This is a genomic window from Halodesulfurarchaeum sp. (genome assembly GCF_036626455.1).
Taxonomy (GTDB): domain Archaea; phylum Halobacteriota; class Halobacteria; order Halobacteriales; family Halobacteriaceae; genus Halodesulfurarchaeum.
Map to the genome: position 1 here is coordinate 62,919 of NZ_JAZKRK010000007.1, position 16,209 is coordinate 79,127.

The window sequence follows — 16,209 nt, forward strand, 5'->3', positions numbered from 1 at the left end:
GCTGGATCACCGCAATCACCGGAATTTTCACGCCGCACCGAGGACATTGATCCATGCGCAGAATCGGATTCGTCGTCAATCCCATCGCTGGAATGGGCGGACGAGTGGGGCTCAAAGGAACCGATGGGAACGTCGAAACGGCCAGGGAACGTGGCGCCGAACCACGGGCACCGGAGCGTGGCGAATCGGTGGTACAGGCGATCTCGAACCGGGCCGATTCGTTCGAAATCGTTACCTGGGATGGGGAAATGGGCGCAGCTGAAGCCGAAAGAGTCGGTGTCGACATAACTGTTGTGGGCGAACCAGATGGAAATGAAACGAGTGCGGCGGACACAGTCAAAGCGGTCGAGGCGTTTTTGGAAGCGGACGTCGATATCGTCCTGTTCGTGGGCGGTGACGGAACTGCGGTAGACGTATTCGAAACACTTGCCGCAGCGGACGAGGACACGCCGATGTTGGGTGCACCAGCAGGGGTCAAAGTGTACTCCTCCGTGTTTGCTGTGTCCCCACAGGCTGCCGGACAGATTGCGGCGACCTTCGACCGAACGACGGAGCGTGAGGTAAATGACATCGACGAAGAGGCGTATCGTGAAGGGGAAGTTAGAGCCGAACTCAAAGGATTGGCGACGGTCCCGGTCGCAGCGGATCTCCAATCCTCGAAGCAAATCGTGGGCGGTGACGTCGAAGGACTGGCCCAGGGAATCGTCGAAGAAGCCGATTCGGAAACGACCTATATCCTGGGACCAGGCGGGACACTAAAGCGAATCAAATCGGCGTTTGGAATCGATGGGTCTCCACTTGGTGTCGATGTCATTCAGGATGGTGAACTACTACTCGAAGATGGATCGGAGGCCGAAATTCTCGACGTGTTGGGGACTGGAAACGAAATCATTGTGTCGCCGATTGGGGGTCAAGGGTTTGTCTTTGGTCGAGGCAACGATCAGATTTCCCCACCGATTATCCGTCAGTCCCTGGTGACTGTCGTGTCGTCTGCCGAAAAACTCGATGAAACCGACGTCCTTCACGTCGACACCGGTGACGAAGCGGTAGACGAAGAGCTACGGGGTTGGATCAAAGTCCGAATCGGTCGTGTCGAACAACGGATGGTCAAAATCGTCTGATACTGTCACTTTCATTGGGTCTGTAAGCAGATATAAGGCTCATTAGACATTTGGGACTCCATATGGACACAAGAAAGGTTCAGCGACTGGGCCCCTCCACACTGGCGATGACACTGCCTGCCCAGTGGGCCCGGGACACTTCGGTCGAAAAAGGGGACGAAGTGGCCGTGCGAACGACTGCCGAAGGAACGCTAACTGTCACCCCCGAATCCGCGCGCGGAGAAGAAACTGAAGCAACGATTTCTATCGGCGAATTTGACGCAGAGGCCGTCGAACGAGCGATTATTGGCCAGTATGTGTTGGGACGACGGGTCATTCATGTCACGGCAGAAGGCACCTTAGAGGGGCCACATATCAATGCCGTCTACGAGGCCGAATCCCAACTGATGGGTCTGGGCGTTATCGAAGAAACACCCGAAAGAATCACGATCCGATGTTCGGTTGATCCGGAGGACTTCGATCTGACAAACCTCCTGACTCGGCTCGAAAACACCGGCCGAACGATGCGTCACGAGGCAATCAAAGCCCTGGCCCGGAGCAACACCGATCTTGCCGAGCGTGCACTTAATCGCGAACGGCAAGCGAACAAGATATTCGTGCTCCTCCTGCGACTCATTTTTACGTCGTATCGAAACCCGTCGATCGCCCGAAAAATGGGCCTCTCGGACGCGTTTCCACTTATCGCGTATCGGTCGGTCGCCAAAAACCTCGAATTGATCGCCGATAATGCGGAGAACACGGCCGAAATCGTCCTCGACGCTGATGAGGACCGCCTGGGCTTGGACGAAAAAACAGTTCGTCGGATCCGGGAGCATAATGACCAGGTTGACGAACTGACCGAACTGGCGGTGGAAGTCGTCGTCGAACGCGACTTCGAAACGGCAAGAGAGGCCCAGGACTTATTCATGGATCTCTCCGAGCGGGAGTTAGATTTGATGCGAGATCTCCCCGAACTTTCCCAAAAACGACTCCTTCAGGTTCGTGAAGTGCTCGTTGCGCTTCAACAGACTGCCGAACATGCCGTTCGAATCGTCGAAATCGCTTCGAATCTCGCACTGAACGAACCGTCAGAGTTCACCACCATTTCCTGACGACCCTTTGCCCAGGCTGAAAGAATTATAGGAATGCGGTCCGTTCTTCTAGTAATGAGTGACTTCACGGAGGAAGAAAAGCAAATTCTCACGTACCTCCGGGAGAGTGCCAGTCGCGGGCAAGAATATTTCCGGGCGAGAAACATCGCCGAGTCCGTCGAACTGTCTTCGAAACAGGTCGGTGTGCGACTTGCCAAATTAGCCGAAAAGGCCGAGGATGTCACGATCGAGAAGTGGGGTCGGTCCCGATCGACGACCTGGCGTGTCGAACGAGCCTGAAAGTCGATCAATAGGCGAAACGTGTCCGGAAGAGGGAGGTTTTTCTCAAGTCGCCTCGAAGCACCTGTATGACTGCACGGGTCGAGCGCGCATTTTCAGTTTCCGCGCCACCAGAAACCGTCTGGGAGTTCATCGCCGATCCGGCAAACCGAGCGAGAGCGATTAGTGTGGTCGATCAGTTCGATACAGACGAGAATACGACAACCTGGCACATCTCGCTTCCAATTCCTGTGGTAAGCAAAACTATTCGAGTTCGAACCAGAACTGTCGAATTGACCCCACCAGAATACGTTCGCTTCGAGGGCAATTCAAGGATCTTCGACGTGTTGGGTGAACACCGAGTAGTGCCAGAGGGCGATACAACAAAAATTGTCAATACGTTCACCGTAGACGGACACGCACCCGGTGTCGAAGGCTTCTTTCGGCGCAATCTCGACGGCGAGATCAAGAATCTCGAACAGACGCTCCTGGACTATCTCGACGAACAATGAAAATCGCTCTGCTTCAATTTCGTATTGAGAGGGATGACCCAACTGCAAACGAGCAGCGGGCCACGAACGCGATTTTCGATGCAGCCGAACGTGGCGCGGAGTTACTTGTCCTTCCCGAACTCTGGAAGGTCGGGTATTTCGCGACCGAAGATTACGAGACCGCTGCTGAGCCACTCGATGGACCTACATTGTCTCACATACGACAACTTGCAAATGACCTGGGTGTGGCGATTCTCGCTGGAAGCATCATTGAGGATCTGGCCCAAAGTAAAGACGACACACCTGCAGAAACTGGATTGGCTAATACCAGTGTGCTGTTTAATCCCTCTGGGATTCGGGAGGCGACGTACCGAAAACACTACCTTTTCGGGTACGGGTCCGAGGAAGCGGACCTTTTGACTCCTGGCGAGCGGTTGGAGACGGCGACAATCGGCGATTTTACCGTCGGAATCACCACGTGTTACGATCTCAGATTCCCAGAATTGTACCGTGAACTTCTGAATTTGGGTGTGACGTTGGTACTCGTTCCAAGTGCCTGGCCATATCCGCGGGTGGAACACTGGAAAACACTCACAGCGGCTCGAGCACTTGAAAACCTCTTTTACGTCGCAGCAGTCAACGGGACGGGCCCTGCTGGAGGTGACGGCCTGATCGGTCGGTCTCGTGTTGTCGATCCCTGGGGTGTCCCTGTTAGAACAGCTGGACCGGACGAGGAAACGTTGACAGTGGATCTTGAGCCAGGTCGTGTCCGGAGCGTTCGAGATCAATTCCCCTCGCTTCGGGATCGTCAGTCCTGAAACCCATCAGACTTCCTCGAACCATTTATAAGCGATGACCGACTTAGGAAAAAACACCGGTCGCCGACGCTTTTCTCGTCGAAGACCGGTACTCCCGGCATGGCCCGCCTCCCCCTCCTCGGGCCATTACTCCCCTCCCGGTTTCGTTCTTAGGATGCGATCGTATTGATTTCGCCTTTTACAGCCGCCGCATCGAAGTCGTGATCCGGACGGATATTGACGAAATCGAGAAAATCGACTGCGTCGAGTACGATGTCGATCCCGTATTGATCGACAGCGGCGCTGACTGCGCGTGCCGCACCAACGTGGGGTTCGAGGGTTCCGAGGGCACTTGCTAAATCGTAGGCCCGCGCTTGTGGAATCGCGCCGGAGCGAACAGCTGTGGCATCGATGAAAAAGACGTCTCCGTTCTGAACAAGGACGTTCTCGCCCCTGAGGTCGCCGTGAGCGAGATCGTTTCGGTGCATCGTCGATACGGAGTCAAAGAGATCGGGGAGCAGCGATTCTATCTCTTCGGACGAACACTCTTCCAGCGGTCGAAATCCATCCAGGTAATCGAATACGACCACGCCGACCGACCCAATTTCGAAAGCTTCGATCGGTTCCGGAGCCTTCACGCCGACTGCTCTGATTTGTTTGGTCGCTTCGAGTTCGTGGTGGGCCATTTCGCCCGGGTCTTCGAAATGTTCGAAAAAACCCTCCGTCCCGCTGGAGAAGGCGCCCAGATTTCGTGCTCCCGTGAGAACTGCGTGAACGAACGCGTTTCGCTCCGAGATCACTTTCACAAACCACTCTTCATCGACAACAAGCGGGGTGGAAAGCCAGTTTTCGGCCTCGAGGAATTTGATCCGGACAGCGTCGCGATCGTACCGGCGCGCAAGTTCGTGGCCGACCTCCTCAAGGGTAGCCCACGGGATGGTGCCTCGGACTAGTTGACGAACACTCACACCGGATATAGTATGGCCGCTCCTAAATGCGTTCCCTGCAAAAGGCGTCTTGGTTTTATAGAGAACGAGGAGAATACCCGCGCCTTGAGGCGTCACCAGAATGCTTCGCATTCTGGCGGGCTGCACAAGAGCGGAGCTCTTGTGAACGCGGGATGAATCCGACAACCCACTCCACAGACCAGCGTCAGTATCAACACCCGGATATGCCACGCCCAAACACCCCTTTTAATACCTATTTTCTCATAACTGGTTATAGCAACAGTCCGATGCTAGAGACAACCCGCACCTACGTCGCACGTATCACAAACCACAGTCGGGTTCGTGACGACCTCGACCAGTGCGGATTCTCAGCATCCAAACTGTGGAACGTCGGACGCTACTACATCCAACAACGATGGGATGAAGACGGCGAGATACCCGACAAAGCCGAGTTGAAATCAGAGTTGAAAGATCACGAATGCTACAGTGACCTCCATTCTCAGTCAAGTCAGCGAGTTCTCGAAGAACTTGCTGAAGCGTTCAACGGGTGGGACAACTCCGACGCCGGTAACAACCCTCCGGGCTACCGGAAACGTGGCGCCGACCACCCACGCTCCATCGTGACGTGGAAGCAAAAGGAATCAAACACGACGACAAACACAACCGCGTCCGCCTCTCGAAAGGCTTCACCCTCAAGGAGTCTTGGTCTGATTTTATCCTCGCCGAGTACGAAACCCGTCCCGCCGTCGAAGTCGAGACCATCCAGCAGGTGCGTGCCGTCTGGAACGATGACGAATGGGAACTTCACCTCGTCTGCAAGAAAGAGATTCCAGTCGAAAACGCACCCGGCGACAAGACGGCGGGGATAGACCTCGGCATCAGCAACTACCTTGCCATCGACTACGAGGATGGGCCATCGGAGCTGTATCCGGGGAACGTGCTGAAGCAGGACAAGCACTATTTCACCCGCAAGGAGTATCAGACCGAAGGCGAGAACGGGCCGTCAAAGCGTGGGTTGAAGACTCGTCAGAAACTCTCCCGACGCAAAGACCACTTCCTCCACACGCTCTCGAAACACATCGTTCAACGGTGTGTAGAAGAAGGTGTGGAGAAGATAGCGGTTAGCGACCTCAGCGACATCCGTGGAGACGAGAATGGCGACTCGCGGAATTGGGGTTAGTCGGGGAACAAGAAATTGCACGGATGGGAGTTCGACCAATTCGCCCGTCTGCTCGAATACAAGGCTGAAGAAAACGGCATCGTTGTTGACCGCGGGGACGAGGAAAACACAAGTAGGACGTGTTCGTGTTGTGGGCAGATTCGGGACAGTAATCGCGTGGAGCGTGGGCTGTACGTTTGTAATTCGTGTGAGACCACGATGAATGCAGACGTGAACGGTGCAGTGAACATCCGCAGAAAGATAACTCAGAGTCCCCCGACCGGGGATATGAGTAACGGCTGGTTGGCACAGCCCGGAGTTTTCCTGTTCGACCGCGAGAGCGGACGGTTCTCACCGAGAGAGCAGGGAGACTGCAAACCGTAACATCCCAACGCTGAGCAAACCGGAGGTTTGCGAGGTACGCAAATCTTCGATTTGCTTGACTTGGGATTCCTCCACCTTCAGGAGGAGGAGGATGTCAATCTTCGTCCGATGTTCGATGATCGATGATCCGGTCGATAATGTCGCCAGTCGACAAAATTTCTCCTTTAAACTGTGGCTCTCGCCCGGACACACGTTCAACGCGACAGTTAATGCCACGGTCTTCGAGAGCCTGCTCGATCGAAGCCACGTCGTGATGTTGATCGTATCCCAAAGCGATGACGTCCGGATCAAGCATCTCGATCGGAGCGAAAATATCGGACTCGTCGCCGACATGTGCAGCGTCGACCATTTCCAGAGCGGCGATGACGTTTCGACGTTGTTGATTCGGCAGAATTGGTGGCTCTTTGTGGGTGACGTTTGACCGGCGAGCAATGATGACGTGGAGTTCGTCCCCCATTGCTGTGGCTTCCGTTAAATAGTGAATATGACCAGGGTGAAGGAGGTCAAAGGTCCCTTGAGCGACGACACGGGTCATGCTCTCAACTGATGCATCCACTGGTTGTCAATTTTGTCGGTTCTCTCCCCCTTCATGTTGCGCCAGTTTCGAACCGATCCCAAAATTCGTCCACCCGTACCAGCAGTCATTGGCCTCGCTTGTTTCTGGGCGGTTACAAGCGTACCGATTACTCGACCAACTCAGAACACCGACTATTGCCAGTCAAATCCACGTTCTCTGCTAGCTCCGCTAAACTGGCCCACGTGGACTTAAATAGGCCAAAATCGGTTAAAATCGGAGCCAACGAGTGACCCGTTTATACGATACAACCTCCTTGTCAAGAATGTACGATACAATGTCGCCCCATCAAATCGCCGCAATTGCGCTTTCGGTACTTGCTCTCGGAGCGGGTGGCGTCGGCGCAGTCCAAGTCGCAGAGAACCCCCTCCAAACGGCCCCGCCTCAGTGGGCGGATAATGGAGACGGTGAGATAAATATTAGCGTCGAAGGACCAGTTGAGCCTGGTGAATCGGTCACGTTGACGGCGACCTACCAGGACGAACCGGTGCCCCACGCGCCCGTAGAAATGAACGGCGAGTACGTTGGGGAAACGGACGAATCTGGCATGCTCGATGTCGAGGTTCCAGAAGATGATGAGTTCGAAGTGGAGATCGAGCCTGATTTCGAAGGTGAGCGAGAAATCCTGCTCTCCGCGGCAGAAGAGGCAGAAAACAATAGGAGTGACGATGAAGAAGGGGACGAGTCTGAAGACAACCAGATCGAACTGAGCACGCTTGGGAACGTAACGGCCAACGAGTCGGTTACCGTTTTGGCTACGGTCAATGACACCCCACTGTACGGAGCAGAGGTCTCAGTCAACGGTGACGAGGCTGGCACGACCGATGGGAATGGTACTCTCGAGGTCTCCGTTCCCGCCGAGAGCGACGAATTCGAACTGGAAGCTGAGTACGAACATTCCGGCGAATACGAAGTCGAGTTTGCAGAGGAAAGCGATGAAGAGATGGACGAAGGAACTGTTGGTGACCCGATCGCACTCGCTGTTGACGGCACGATCGCGAGTGGTGAAGGCGTCACCATTACCGCAACAAGCAATGGAACGGCAGTCGAAAATGCAACGGTAACGGTAAATGACGAAACGGTTGGTCAGACGTCGGCTGACGGGACAATTACGGTGACGATCCCCAAAGATGCTGATGAGGTGGAGATTGAGATCGAATCCGAATATGGAGAAGCGGAGTTAGCATACGAATTCGAATATGACGATTCCGTTGAGACAGAGGAGGAGGACGAAGAAACCGACGAGGAGAACGAAGAGACTGATGGGGACGACGAAATCGACGAGAAGGGTTCGGACGGTGACGAAGAGGACGACTAAGTCGTAGAATAGGACGGTCCGGTCGTCCGTCAATACTGTTTTCTGTCGTCTATTAATTCGGATTTGGTTTTGGTCCCACAAGGACATTTTTTGACGGTGACAAATCAAACCGTCGTGGTACCACGACTCTCGGAAGGGTTATCCGGCAGACTGGCCTATCATTGTTTGCAATGGCAAACGGTAAGGTTGATTTCTTCAACGACACTGGCGGCTACGGATTCATTACGACTGAGGACGCGGACGAAGACGTTTTCTTCCACATGGAGGACGTTGGCGGCCCGGACCTCGAAGAAGGACAGGACGTCGATTTCGACATCGAACAGGCCCCCAAAGGGCCGCGCGCGACGAACGTCGTTCGTAACTAAACCGAGTTTCGTCCGCGCTTTACGGCGTTTGGACTAACTCCGTTCTTTCGATCTCAACTTCCGGAGCGAAAGCGCTGGAATGATCGAGTTTCAGTTACACTCTGCTGGCAGTATACTGAAATAGCGATAGCCCAAACGACAGATAATCCGCAATGGATCCTCACTCGGCTGTCCCAATCGCGTTTGGGTCTCCCACGTTTCTTCGACGGGCGAGTGAACCGGAACTTATCGATTGGTTCGAATATTTTGATCCCAAAATTGTCATCGTCTCGGGTTCTGAGCCAGCCCCTTCTGTGGCCCATCGGCTCAGTCAACTGGTCGGGTCTGGAACGAGTGTGTTCCAGGCTGCGGGCCCACACCCGTTACGTGGCCACCGCCGAATCGATACTGTTGATTTCGTCTTTGCACCGGACCTAACTGAGTTGAAATCGATCGAGGAACTCGAAGCCACAGCGCTCGATCCTGGGAGTCCTACGTTTGTCCTCAGCGACCGTTTGGAACTTGACGTGGATAAAACGAAACTGACTACATCGTTAGTCGGCCGCGAGGAGTACGTTGCTGCACTCAAACCAGATCGTCTCGAAGGCTCCTACGTCCACATTTCGAGTCGCCTTCCGGCCGGATATAGGCGTGAATGGGACGAATTAATGGTGATTGGAGGCGGTTTGGACGCGGGAGTCAACGGCACGGATCTCGTTTCATTGCGGTGTCGATCTGACGGAAAAGTTTTACAGCGGACGCTATCACCAAACAGGCTGGGATTGCAGGCCCTTGATGGCGTCGGCAGTCAGAGGGCCCACATGCTGCGGAATGCCGGTTTCCAAACCAGAGCGGCTGTCGCTAACGGACCTGTTACAAACCTGGCTGAAATTGACGGGCTCGCTAGAACAACCGCAGAACAGATTCATCAGAGTGCAACGGCCGTCGTGGGTGACCGGGTGATTCGCAAATCCGCTAACCCACTTCCGGGACGCAATCCTCTTTACATCGATATTGAGACTGACGGTCTCGATCCGAGGATCGTCTGGCTCATTGGAGTGCTCGATGGATCCCCGACGAACGGGACGTACCATTCGTTTTTGCAGCGGGACCCGGACGAGCCAGGTGGTGCACTTATCGACTTTTTGGACTGGTACCAATCACATGGATCGAAACGCCCTGTCGTAGCATACAACGGGCAAAACTTCGATTTTCAGGTACTCCGGGACCAACTCATTACACATGCCCACTCCTACTTGAACCGCTGGCAAGAAATCGATACATTCGACCCCTACCAGTGGGCTATTACAGAGAACAACGCGATTTTGCCAGGGCGTACAAACAAATTGAAAGACGTTAGTGACGCGTTGGGTTTTGAAGGGATGGAGAACAATCTTACAGGGGCGGCCGTTGCGAGAGCCTACAGCCAATGGATGGCCGACCAATCACCAGCGTCCGAGTTGGCCTGGGATCGGTTTGTGTCATATTGTGAGGGTGACGTTCGTCGCCTGGCATCCGTTTATAGGGCTCTCGAAGACAGTAGTCGATTCGGGTCCGAGACGGATGAACGGGCCACAATCGAGGAGTCAACTACCCAGGGAGCACTCTCCGATTGGTAAATTATGACCGGAGATCAATCAAATACGTCGGTACTCTCCACCGAAGAATTACATCGAACAGTCCCAAACGCTGACGGAACGTTGGGACATGTCACAAGGCTCCAAGCGCAATCCGCAGAGTCCGAGGCCCCAGCGAGTGTGCTGCGAGAGGAACTGGCGTCGGATATAACTTCTTCAGTAGGGGCATTGTATTCTCACCAGGCGGCAGCCCTTGATGGCCTCGCGACTGATCGGAACGTCTGTTTGACGACCTCGACGGATTCCGGCAAAACATTGGTTTATGCACTCCAAATCGCCAGAAATCACCTCGACCATCCCAAAGCCACTGCACTCCTTGTGTACCCAACCAAAGCGCTTTCACGAGACCAACAAACGGAACTGACCGATCTCTTTGGGGAACTTGGGCTCGAAATCGACGTTCGGGTGTACGATGGAGACACCCCCACGGGGCGACGAAAACGGATTCGGGAGACTGCAGACGTCATCATCACGAATTTTGCAGGTGTGAACATGTATCTCGCATACCATCCCCAATGGCATTCGTTTTACTCGAACTGCGAACTGCTCGTGATCGATGAATCTCATACGTACACGGGCGTTCATGGAATGCACGTCGCCTGGACCATTCGACGGCTCCGTCGGGTACTCGATCAGTACGGTAGCGATCCCCAACTAGTGACGACCTCGGCCACCATCGGAAATCCGGCCGAGCATTCAACACGTTTGACAGGGAGTGACTTTCAGGTCGTGAACAAGGACGGCTCCCCCCGGGGCCGTCGGGAAATCGCGTTTTGGAAACTTCCATTTGACGATTCGGAACTCAACTCAGTCCGTGATTATGATGCGGTGAAACAGGCCGAACCAAATCCAGTCCGAGAAGCCGGCACAATGTTGGCCCACCTCGGATTGAACGACCGCCAAACTTTGCTCTTCACGAGAAGCCGGAAGAACGCCGAACTGGGCGCGAAATACGCCGCTGAGGCGGCGGATCGACATCCAAAAACGGGAACAATCAGGTTCGAGCCCTATCACGCTGGCCTCGGAAAGGCGACTCGTAGGGACACGGAATATCAATTCAAATCAGGGCATTTGGATGGCGTCACCTCGACGAACGCTCTCGAACTGGGCATCGACATCGGATCGATTGACGCGACAGTTCTGATGGGATACCCGGGGACACGGCAATCGTTCTGGCAGCAGGTTGGCCGCTCAGGACGCGAAACCCGGGATGCACTTTCCGTGTTCTTAGCCAGACGTGACGCATTAGACCAATACATTCTCGATAATCCGGAGTACGTGCTCGGTGAACCTATTGAGGAGGCGGTCATCAGACTCGAGAACAATCCGGTGTACGCCGACCATATCAAATGTGCTGCTCAGGAGCATCCCCTGACCAAATCCGACCGAAAATGGTTCGACGGAACCAGACTTGACAGCGCTGTCGATATGTGGCGGGATGCCGGAAAATTGGAGGGAGATCTCCCCCGTAGTGTTCGATATACGGGATCGCCCCGACCCCAAGCCGACGTCTCGATGTATGGAACAGCAGACGTTCAATTCGAGGTCCGGTGCCGGGATTGTGACATCGATATGGCGCCACTCGACAAGGAACGCGCCTACCGGGATCACCACGAAGGAGCCTTGTTCCTGAACAATGGGGTTCAATACGAAGTGTTGGAGTTCAAGGAGGCAGTTCCAAATCCGCATATCACGGTCAGACAGGTTGCGACGAACGAATACACGAAAACGATATCGGAAAAGACCGTCCGGAACGTCGACGCCGAAGCCACCAGAGAGTTAGGCGGAGGCTACCGGCTTTCGTGGGGGACTGGCACAGTCGAGATTCATTACACACACTATCGCCGAGAGACACTTGGTGACGACGAGTTGGAGACGTCACTTCAACCAACGGGCTTGGACCCAATCGAGTTGCACACCGATATTGTCTGGGTCGAAACACCACCATCGCTTCAAAACGATGTGCTGTCCCAGTTCGTGGACTCCGAAACGGAACGAGTGACCGAAAACGAGTTGATGGACGTTTTCGGTGGCGGGCTTCACGGGGCGGAGCATGGGATGATCAAACTTGCACCGCTCGAACTTCGTATGGATAAATCCGATCTTGGAGGACTGAGTACGCCGCGACATCCTGAGACAGGAGTGCCAACCTGGTTCATACACGATGCTGTGGACGGTGGACTCGGATTTAGCAAGCGGATCTACGAACATGCCGAAACCATCGTGCAACGAACCAAAGAGCGAGTGGCAGCATGTGATTGTACGGGCACGAATGGGTGCCCAGCATGCATCATGGACGCCCAATGTGGGAACCAGAACCGACATCTACACTCGGCGGCGACAGTATTGGTTCTCGACCGGTTTCTACGCCGACTCAAAACGGAGGACACGAACGAAGATGGGTAACAACTCCGACGAACTTTCAGCGTGGCCCCCTCTAACGGTCGAAAGGAGCGAAATCCGCAGGCATACGAGCCATTTCATCGGTCGCTACTCAACAAGCATCTATGACGATGCCAACGGATCGCAACCGACTCGAATCGGCGGCGAGTCCATATCTGGTGCAACATGCGGACAACCCGGTCCATTGGCAACCCTGGGATGAGTCTGCACTCGAGGCAGCCAAAGAACGCGATGTCCCGATTTTCCTCAGTGTCGGCTATTCGTCCTGTCACTGGTGTCATGTTATGGCCGAAGAGTCCTTCTCGAATCCGTCTATCGCGGAGCAATTGAACGAGAATTTCGTTCCGATCAAAGTTGATCGGGAGGAACGTCCGGACATCGATAGCATCTACATGACCGTGTGCAGGTTGGTAACAAAAGGGGGCTGTGGATGGCCCCTTTCAGTTTGGCTCACGCCCGACAAACGCCCGTTTTACGTTGGGACGTATTTCCCACCGGAACGAAAACACGGGCGGCCTGGTTTTGGAGACATCCTTCAGAACATTACCGAAACCTGGGATACGAACCGGACAGAACTTGAGACTAGGGCTGAGGAGTGGCTCACCGCAACGAAATCAGAACTCGAATCTGTCCCACAACCAGCCCAGGCACCGTCACAAGGGCCCAACCCATCTGAAAACCCGTTACAAGCGGGTGTTCTCAAAAACGCTGGGGAAGCCATCTTTCAACAGGCTGATCGGAAACACGGCGGTTTTGGACGGGACCAAAAGTTCCCACAGGTTGGCCGACTGCTTGTTCTTGCCCGTTTGGCGGACAGGTCCACGAAACCCACCTCCCAGGCCGTGCTGACTGAATCTCTTGACGCAATGATAACCGGCGGACTTCACGATCAGCTCGGTGGCGGTTTTCACCGTTATTGTGTCGATCAGACGTGGACCGTCCCCCATTTCGAGAAAATGTTGTACGACAATGCTGAAATTCCCCGGGCTCTGCTTGCTGGCTTTCAATTGACTGGAAACCAACGCTATGCGAAGATTGCTGAAAAAACGTATTCGTTTCTGGATCAAGAAATGGCTCATCCCGACGGGGGATACTTCAGTACACTTGACGCACGGAGTCCACCACCTGACTCAACACAGTCAAAACAAAGTGAGCTAGAGGGGGCCTATTATACCTGGACTCCTGAAACGGTGTCAGATGCGATGGTTGCAAAGGATGGTCCAAACAAATCTCTTGATCCTGAGCGACTCGCTACCATTTTCAACGAACGATTTGGTGTGACTACTGCTGGCAATTTCGAAGGCAAAACCGTTCTGACACGAGCGAAATCACTCGATGAGTTAGCGGGACAATTCGACGCCCCCGAACATGAACTTCGAGAGATGCTTGATGAAGCGATTGAGCGTGTCTGTAGTGCGCGGGAAAGCCGGCCCACTCCATCGAGAGACGAAAAAATCCTCGCGGATTGGAATGGGTTATTGATCAATTCGTTAGCCGAGGGTGCAATTGTTCTCACCCAACCCGCGCTTGCAGAACGGGGTCAGGGTGCCCTCGAATTCATTCGGGAACATCACTGGAACGGGACCGACCTTGCTCATCGGTACAAAGACGGTGACGTAATGGATGACGGCTACCTTCCCGATTATGCGTTCCTCGCGGCCGGAGCCCTAACCCTTCACGGCGCGACCGGGGCTCTTCAACCGTTGACGTTTTCCTTGGAGCTTGGACGAGCTATCAAAGACAAATTTTGGGACGAGTCCGAGGCCGCACTCTATTTCACCACAAGTCAGTCTTCGGTCCCAGTTCGGCCAAGAAACGTCAGCGGTCAATCCACGCCGTCGAGTACCGCCGTGACCGCCGAGCTCTTCGCTGCGCTCGAGCATTTTGATCCGAGGGCCGGGTTCGAGTCAATCGCTCACCGAATCCTGGACGGTTACACTGAACAACTTCGTGCAAACCCAGGCCAAAATGCCACGCTTGCGCTGACAAACGATGTGTTACAGAACGGGTATATCGAAGTCGCCGTTTCCGCTGTGGCCATCCCGGAAAATTGGCAAAAAACAATAAGTGACCACTATGTACCGACGCGGCTTCTGACTCGCCGGCCACCGGACTCTGAGACCCTTTCGAAGTGGGTCGATCGCCTGAACCTTGATTCAGTCCCCCCGATTTGGGAGGGGCGGGCTGCGAGAGATGAACCAACAGCGTTCGTCTGCCGCCAGAGTTGTTCACCACCGATTACTGAGACTGCAGAGCTCGAACACTGGCTGGAAGAGTTCCAACTACACGATCCTCAGTAACGGTCACCCATACGTGTGGAAATCGACGGCCTGTTCGAGCAGTTCATCGGGAATACCCGGGACTTCATCAGCCCTGACCGCTCCTTGTTCTTCGATCACGCTGGGATCTCTCGGGAAGTCTCTGAGCTGGAAGTGAACGTCGATTCCGGCTTTTGCTCCTTGCCCGAGCGCAACTGGTACCTGATTGTGCCCTGGCGTGCAATCCCCGACAGCGTAGACATCTTCAACGGATGTTTTCCCATGATCGCCGACTTCGATCGATCCATCCTTGTTGATTTCACAGCCGAGTTCCCGTGCGAGACCATTGTTATACTCGGCGCCGTACATCGCAAATCCACCCCTATACTCGCGAACGGTCCCATCTGCAAATTCGAGTGCTTTCAGCCATCCATCGTCCCCGTTTTGCACCCCCGTAACATCTTCACGAATGATATTGATGGGATGGCCCTCGAGCATCGTTGCCGTTTCGTCACTCCAATTGATATCGGCTTCTCGGGTGAGTAAATCCACCTCGTCGGTGAAGTTAAGCATGAGGGCGGCGACGTGGGCTGCACTTTCACCATGTCCCATGACGTAGACCGACTTGTCCACGAACATATGTGCATCACAATGGAGACAATAGTGGAGTCCACGTCCCGTTCGGGGTAATGGTGGATCGGGGCGGACGTCATTAAAGCCGGTTGCCAGGACGACTTTTTTCGTTGTATACGTCGCGTTTGTTCCGGCGAGTTTGATCCGGCCTGATTCGTCTCTCGAACACGACGATACCTTATCTCGGTGGATGTCACAGCCGTACTCCTCGAGTTGTTCACGCCCGATTCCGAGGAATTCTGCACCACTTGTGTCCTCTTTTACCCCCAAGAGATTATGGACTTCTTGCATCATTGCTGCTCGACCCCCTCCCCGGTCGACGACCGCCGTCTCATGACCTAGCCTCGTGCTGTACATGGCTGCAGTCATTCCAGCCGGACCACCTCCCACCACCACAACTTCGTACTCGTGGGCTTCGATCGATTCACTCATAACTAATACCTTTGATTGCTGTTCGCAAATATCTACCTCCACTCATCAAGGTTGATTGTACTGTAGTCATGGACGGTCAAACGCACCCCGCTTAAGGAAACGTTCGGTGAATGTGTACTGGCAGTCCACGCCCGCCTCTCTTTTTAGTACACTACTCTCGATTGGGCTAATTGTACAATGGCATCAGTTATTGCGGGTCTGGCAGGTGGTTTCATAGCAACAGTAGGAATGAGTATTGTGATGAAGGGAATGGATGGTGGACCGCCACCAACAGCAGATCTGCTCGCCAAATTCCGTGGCGGGGAAGCGATTGATTTCGAAAAACCTGGAATGGTACTTCACCTTCTTTATGGGACTGTTGC

At 54.2% G+C, this 16,209-nt stretch carries 13 protein-coding genes and 2 pseudogenes; 12 read left to right on the forward strand and 3 right to left on the reverse strand.

The genetic code is table 11. The features are described from left to right. Positions 1 to 53 precede the first annotated feature (53 nt). The 5 genes from V5A26_RS04005 (at position 54) to V5A26_RS04025 (ending at position 3,779) form a co-directional block, all read left to right on the forward strand. Positions 54 to 1,121, forward strand: coding sequence for an ATP-NAD kinase family protein (locus tag V5A26_RS04005; RefSeq protein ID WP_332320844.1), 1,068 nt, complete (start codon positions 54 to 56; stop codon positions 1,119 to 1,121). 62 nt (positions 1,122 to 1,183) lie between these two features. Next, a complete protein-coding gene (locus V5A26_RS04010) occupies positions 1,184 to 2,212 on the forward strand; it encodes a phosphate uptake regulator PhoU (protein WP_332320843.1) in 1,029 nt (342 codons plus the stop codon). A gap of 54 nt (positions 2,213 to 2,266) precedes the next feature. Continuing rightward, a complete protein-coding gene (locus V5A26_RS04015; RefSeq protein WP_332320842.1) occupies positions 2,267 to 2,491 on the forward strand; it encodes a DUF7123 family protein in 225 nt (74 codons plus the stop codon). Positions 2,492 to 2,559: 68 nt separating this feature from the next. Further along, entirely contained in the window at positions 2,560 to 2,982 is a 423-nt protein-coding gene (locus V5A26_RS04020) for a CoxG family protein (protein WP_332320841.1), read from the forward strand. Next, positions 2,979 to 3,779, forward strand: coding sequence for a carbon-nitrogen family hydrolase (locus V5A26_RS04025; protein WP_332320840.1), 801 nt, complete (start codon positions 2,979 to 2,981; stop codon positions 3,777 to 3,779). The genes V5A26_RS04020 and V5A26_RS04025 overlap by 4 nt, the downstream gene beginning before the upstream one ends. Before the next feature lie 149 nt (positions 3,780 to 3,928). Here V5A26_RS04025 and V5A26_RS04030 read toward each other — a convergent pair whose 3' ends face one another. Continuing rightward, entirely contained in the window at positions 3,929 to 4,726 is a 798-nt protein-coding gene (locus V5A26_RS04030) for an RIO1 family regulatory kinase/ATPase domain-containing protein (protein ID WP_332320839.1), read from the reverse strand. A 266-nt stretch (positions 4,727 to 4,992) separates the two neighbouring features. Between V5A26_RS04030 and V5A26_RS04035 the strand changes: the two are divergent. Next, positions 4,993 to 6,248: pseudogene (locus tag V5A26_RS04035) on the forward strand (RNA-guided endonuclease InsQ/TnpB family protein). 94 nt (positions 6,249 to 6,342) lie between these two features. Here the strand turns inward: V5A26_RS04035 and V5A26_RS04040 are convergent. Continuing rightward, positions 6,343 to 6,783: an adenylyltransferase/cytidyltransferase family protein gene (locus V5A26_RS04040; RefSeq protein WP_332320838.1), complete on the reverse strand. Its 441-nt coding sequence runs from the start codon at positions 6,781 to 6,783 to the stop codon at positions 6,343 to 6,345. A 304-nt stretch (positions 6,784 to 7,087) separates the two neighbouring features. Here V5A26_RS04040 and V5A26_RS04045 point away from each other — a divergent pair, with 304 nt between their 5' ends. The 5 genes from V5A26_RS04045 to V5A26_RS04065 all read left to right on the forward strand — a co-directional run bounded on the left by V5A26_RS04045 (position 7,088) and on the right by V5A26_RS04065 (position 14,824). Beyond that, positions 7,088 to 8,140 (forward strand): hypothetical protein, encoded by a 1,053-nt coding sequence (locus V5A26_RS04045; protein WP_332320837.1) that lies wholly within the window; start codon positions 7,088 to 7,090, stop codon positions 8,138 to 8,140. Positions 8,141 to 8,310: 170 nt separating this feature from the next. Beyond that, positions 8,311 to 8,505, forward strand: a complete 195-nt coding sequence (locus V5A26_RS04050) for a cold-shock protein (protein ID WP_260593020.1) — start codon at positions 8,311 to 8,313, stop codon at positions 8,503 to 8,505. Between the two features lie 152 nt (positions 8,506 to 8,657). Further along, positions 8,658 to 10,103: a ribonuclease H-like domain-containing protein gene (locus tag V5A26_RS04055; protein WP_332320836.1), complete on the forward strand. Its 1,446-nt coding sequence runs from the start codon at positions 8,658 to 8,660 to the stop codon at positions 10,101 to 10,103. 3 nt (positions 10,104 to 10,106) lie between these two features. After that, positions 10,107 to 12,527, forward strand: coding sequence for a DEAD/DEAH box helicase (locus tag V5A26_RS04060; protein ID WP_332320835.1), 2,421 nt, complete (start codon positions 10,107 to 10,109; stop codon positions 12,525 to 12,527). Between the two features lie 101 nt (positions 12,528 to 12,628). Further along, a complete protein-coding gene (locus V5A26_RS04065; RefSeq protein ID WP_332322227.1) occupies positions 12,629 to 14,824 on the forward strand; it encodes a thioredoxin domain-containing protein in 2,196 nt (731 codons plus the stop codon). A gap of 3 nt (positions 14,825 to 14,827) precedes the next feature. Here V5A26_RS04065 and V5A26_RS04070 read toward each other — a convergent pair whose 3' ends face one another. Beyond that, on the reverse strand, positions 14,828 to 15,847 hold the full coding sequence (locus V5A26_RS04070; RefSeq protein WP_332320833.1) for an NAD(P)/FAD-dependent oxidoreductase: 1,020 nt from the start codon (positions 15,845 to 15,847) through the stop codon (positions 14,828 to 14,830). Between the two features lie 177 nt (positions 15,848 to 16,024). Here V5A26_RS04070 and V5A26_RS04075 point away from each other — a divergent pair. Next, positions 16,025 to 16,209, forward strand: a pseudogene (locus V5A26_RS04075) (hypothetical protein); the annotation flags it as partial.

Bases quoted from the DNA above. Each gene is read 5' to 3' on its own strand.
- V5A26_RS04005 (WP_332320844.1), top strand. From the start codon at position 54: ATGCGCAGAATCGGATTCGTCGTCAATCCCATCGCTGGAATGGGCGGA.
- V5A26_RS04010 (WP_332320843.1), top strand. From the start codon at position 1,184: ATGGACACAAGAAAGGTTCAGCGACTGGGCCCCTCCACACTGGCGATG.
- V5A26_RS04015 (WP_332320842.1), top strand. From the start codon at position 2,267: ATGAGTGACTTCACGGAGGAAGAAAAGCAAATTCTCACGTACCTCCGG.
- V5A26_RS04020 (WP_332320841.1), top strand. From the start codon at position 2,560: ATGACTGCACGGGTCGAGCGCGCATTTTCAGTTTCCGCGCCACCAGAA.
- V5A26_RS04025 (WP_332320840.1), top strand. From the start codon at position 2,979: ATGAAAATCGCTCTGCTTCAATTTCGTATTGAGAGGGATGACCCAACT.
- V5A26_RS04040 (WP_332320838.1), bottom strand. From the start codon at position 6,783: ATGACCCGTGTCGTCGCTCAAGGGACCTTTGACCTCCTTCACCCTGGT.
- V5A26_RS04045 (WP_332320837.1), top strand. From the start codon at position 7,088: ATGTACGATACAATGTCGCCCCATCAAATCGCCGCAATTGCGCTTTCG.
- V5A26_RS04050 (WP_260593020.1), top strand. From the start codon at position 8,311: ATGGCAAACGGTAAGGTTGATTTCTTCAACGACACTGGCGGCTACGGA.
- V5A26_RS04055 (WP_332320836.1), top strand. From the start codon at position 8,658: ATGGATCCTCACTCGGCTGTCCCAATCGCGTTTGGGTCTCCCACGTTT.
- V5A26_RS04060 (WP_332320835.1), top strand. From the start codon at position 10,107: ATGACCGGAGATCAATCAAATACGTCGGTACTCTCCACCGAAGAATTA.
- V5A26_RS04065 (WP_332322227.1), top strand. From the start codon at position 12,629: ATGACGATGCCAACGGATCGCAACCGACTCGAATCGGCGGCGAGTCCA.
- V5A26_RS04070 (WP_332320833.1), bottom strand. From the start codon at position 15,847: ATGAGTGAATCGATCGAAGCCCACGAGTACGAAGTTGTGGTGGTGGGA.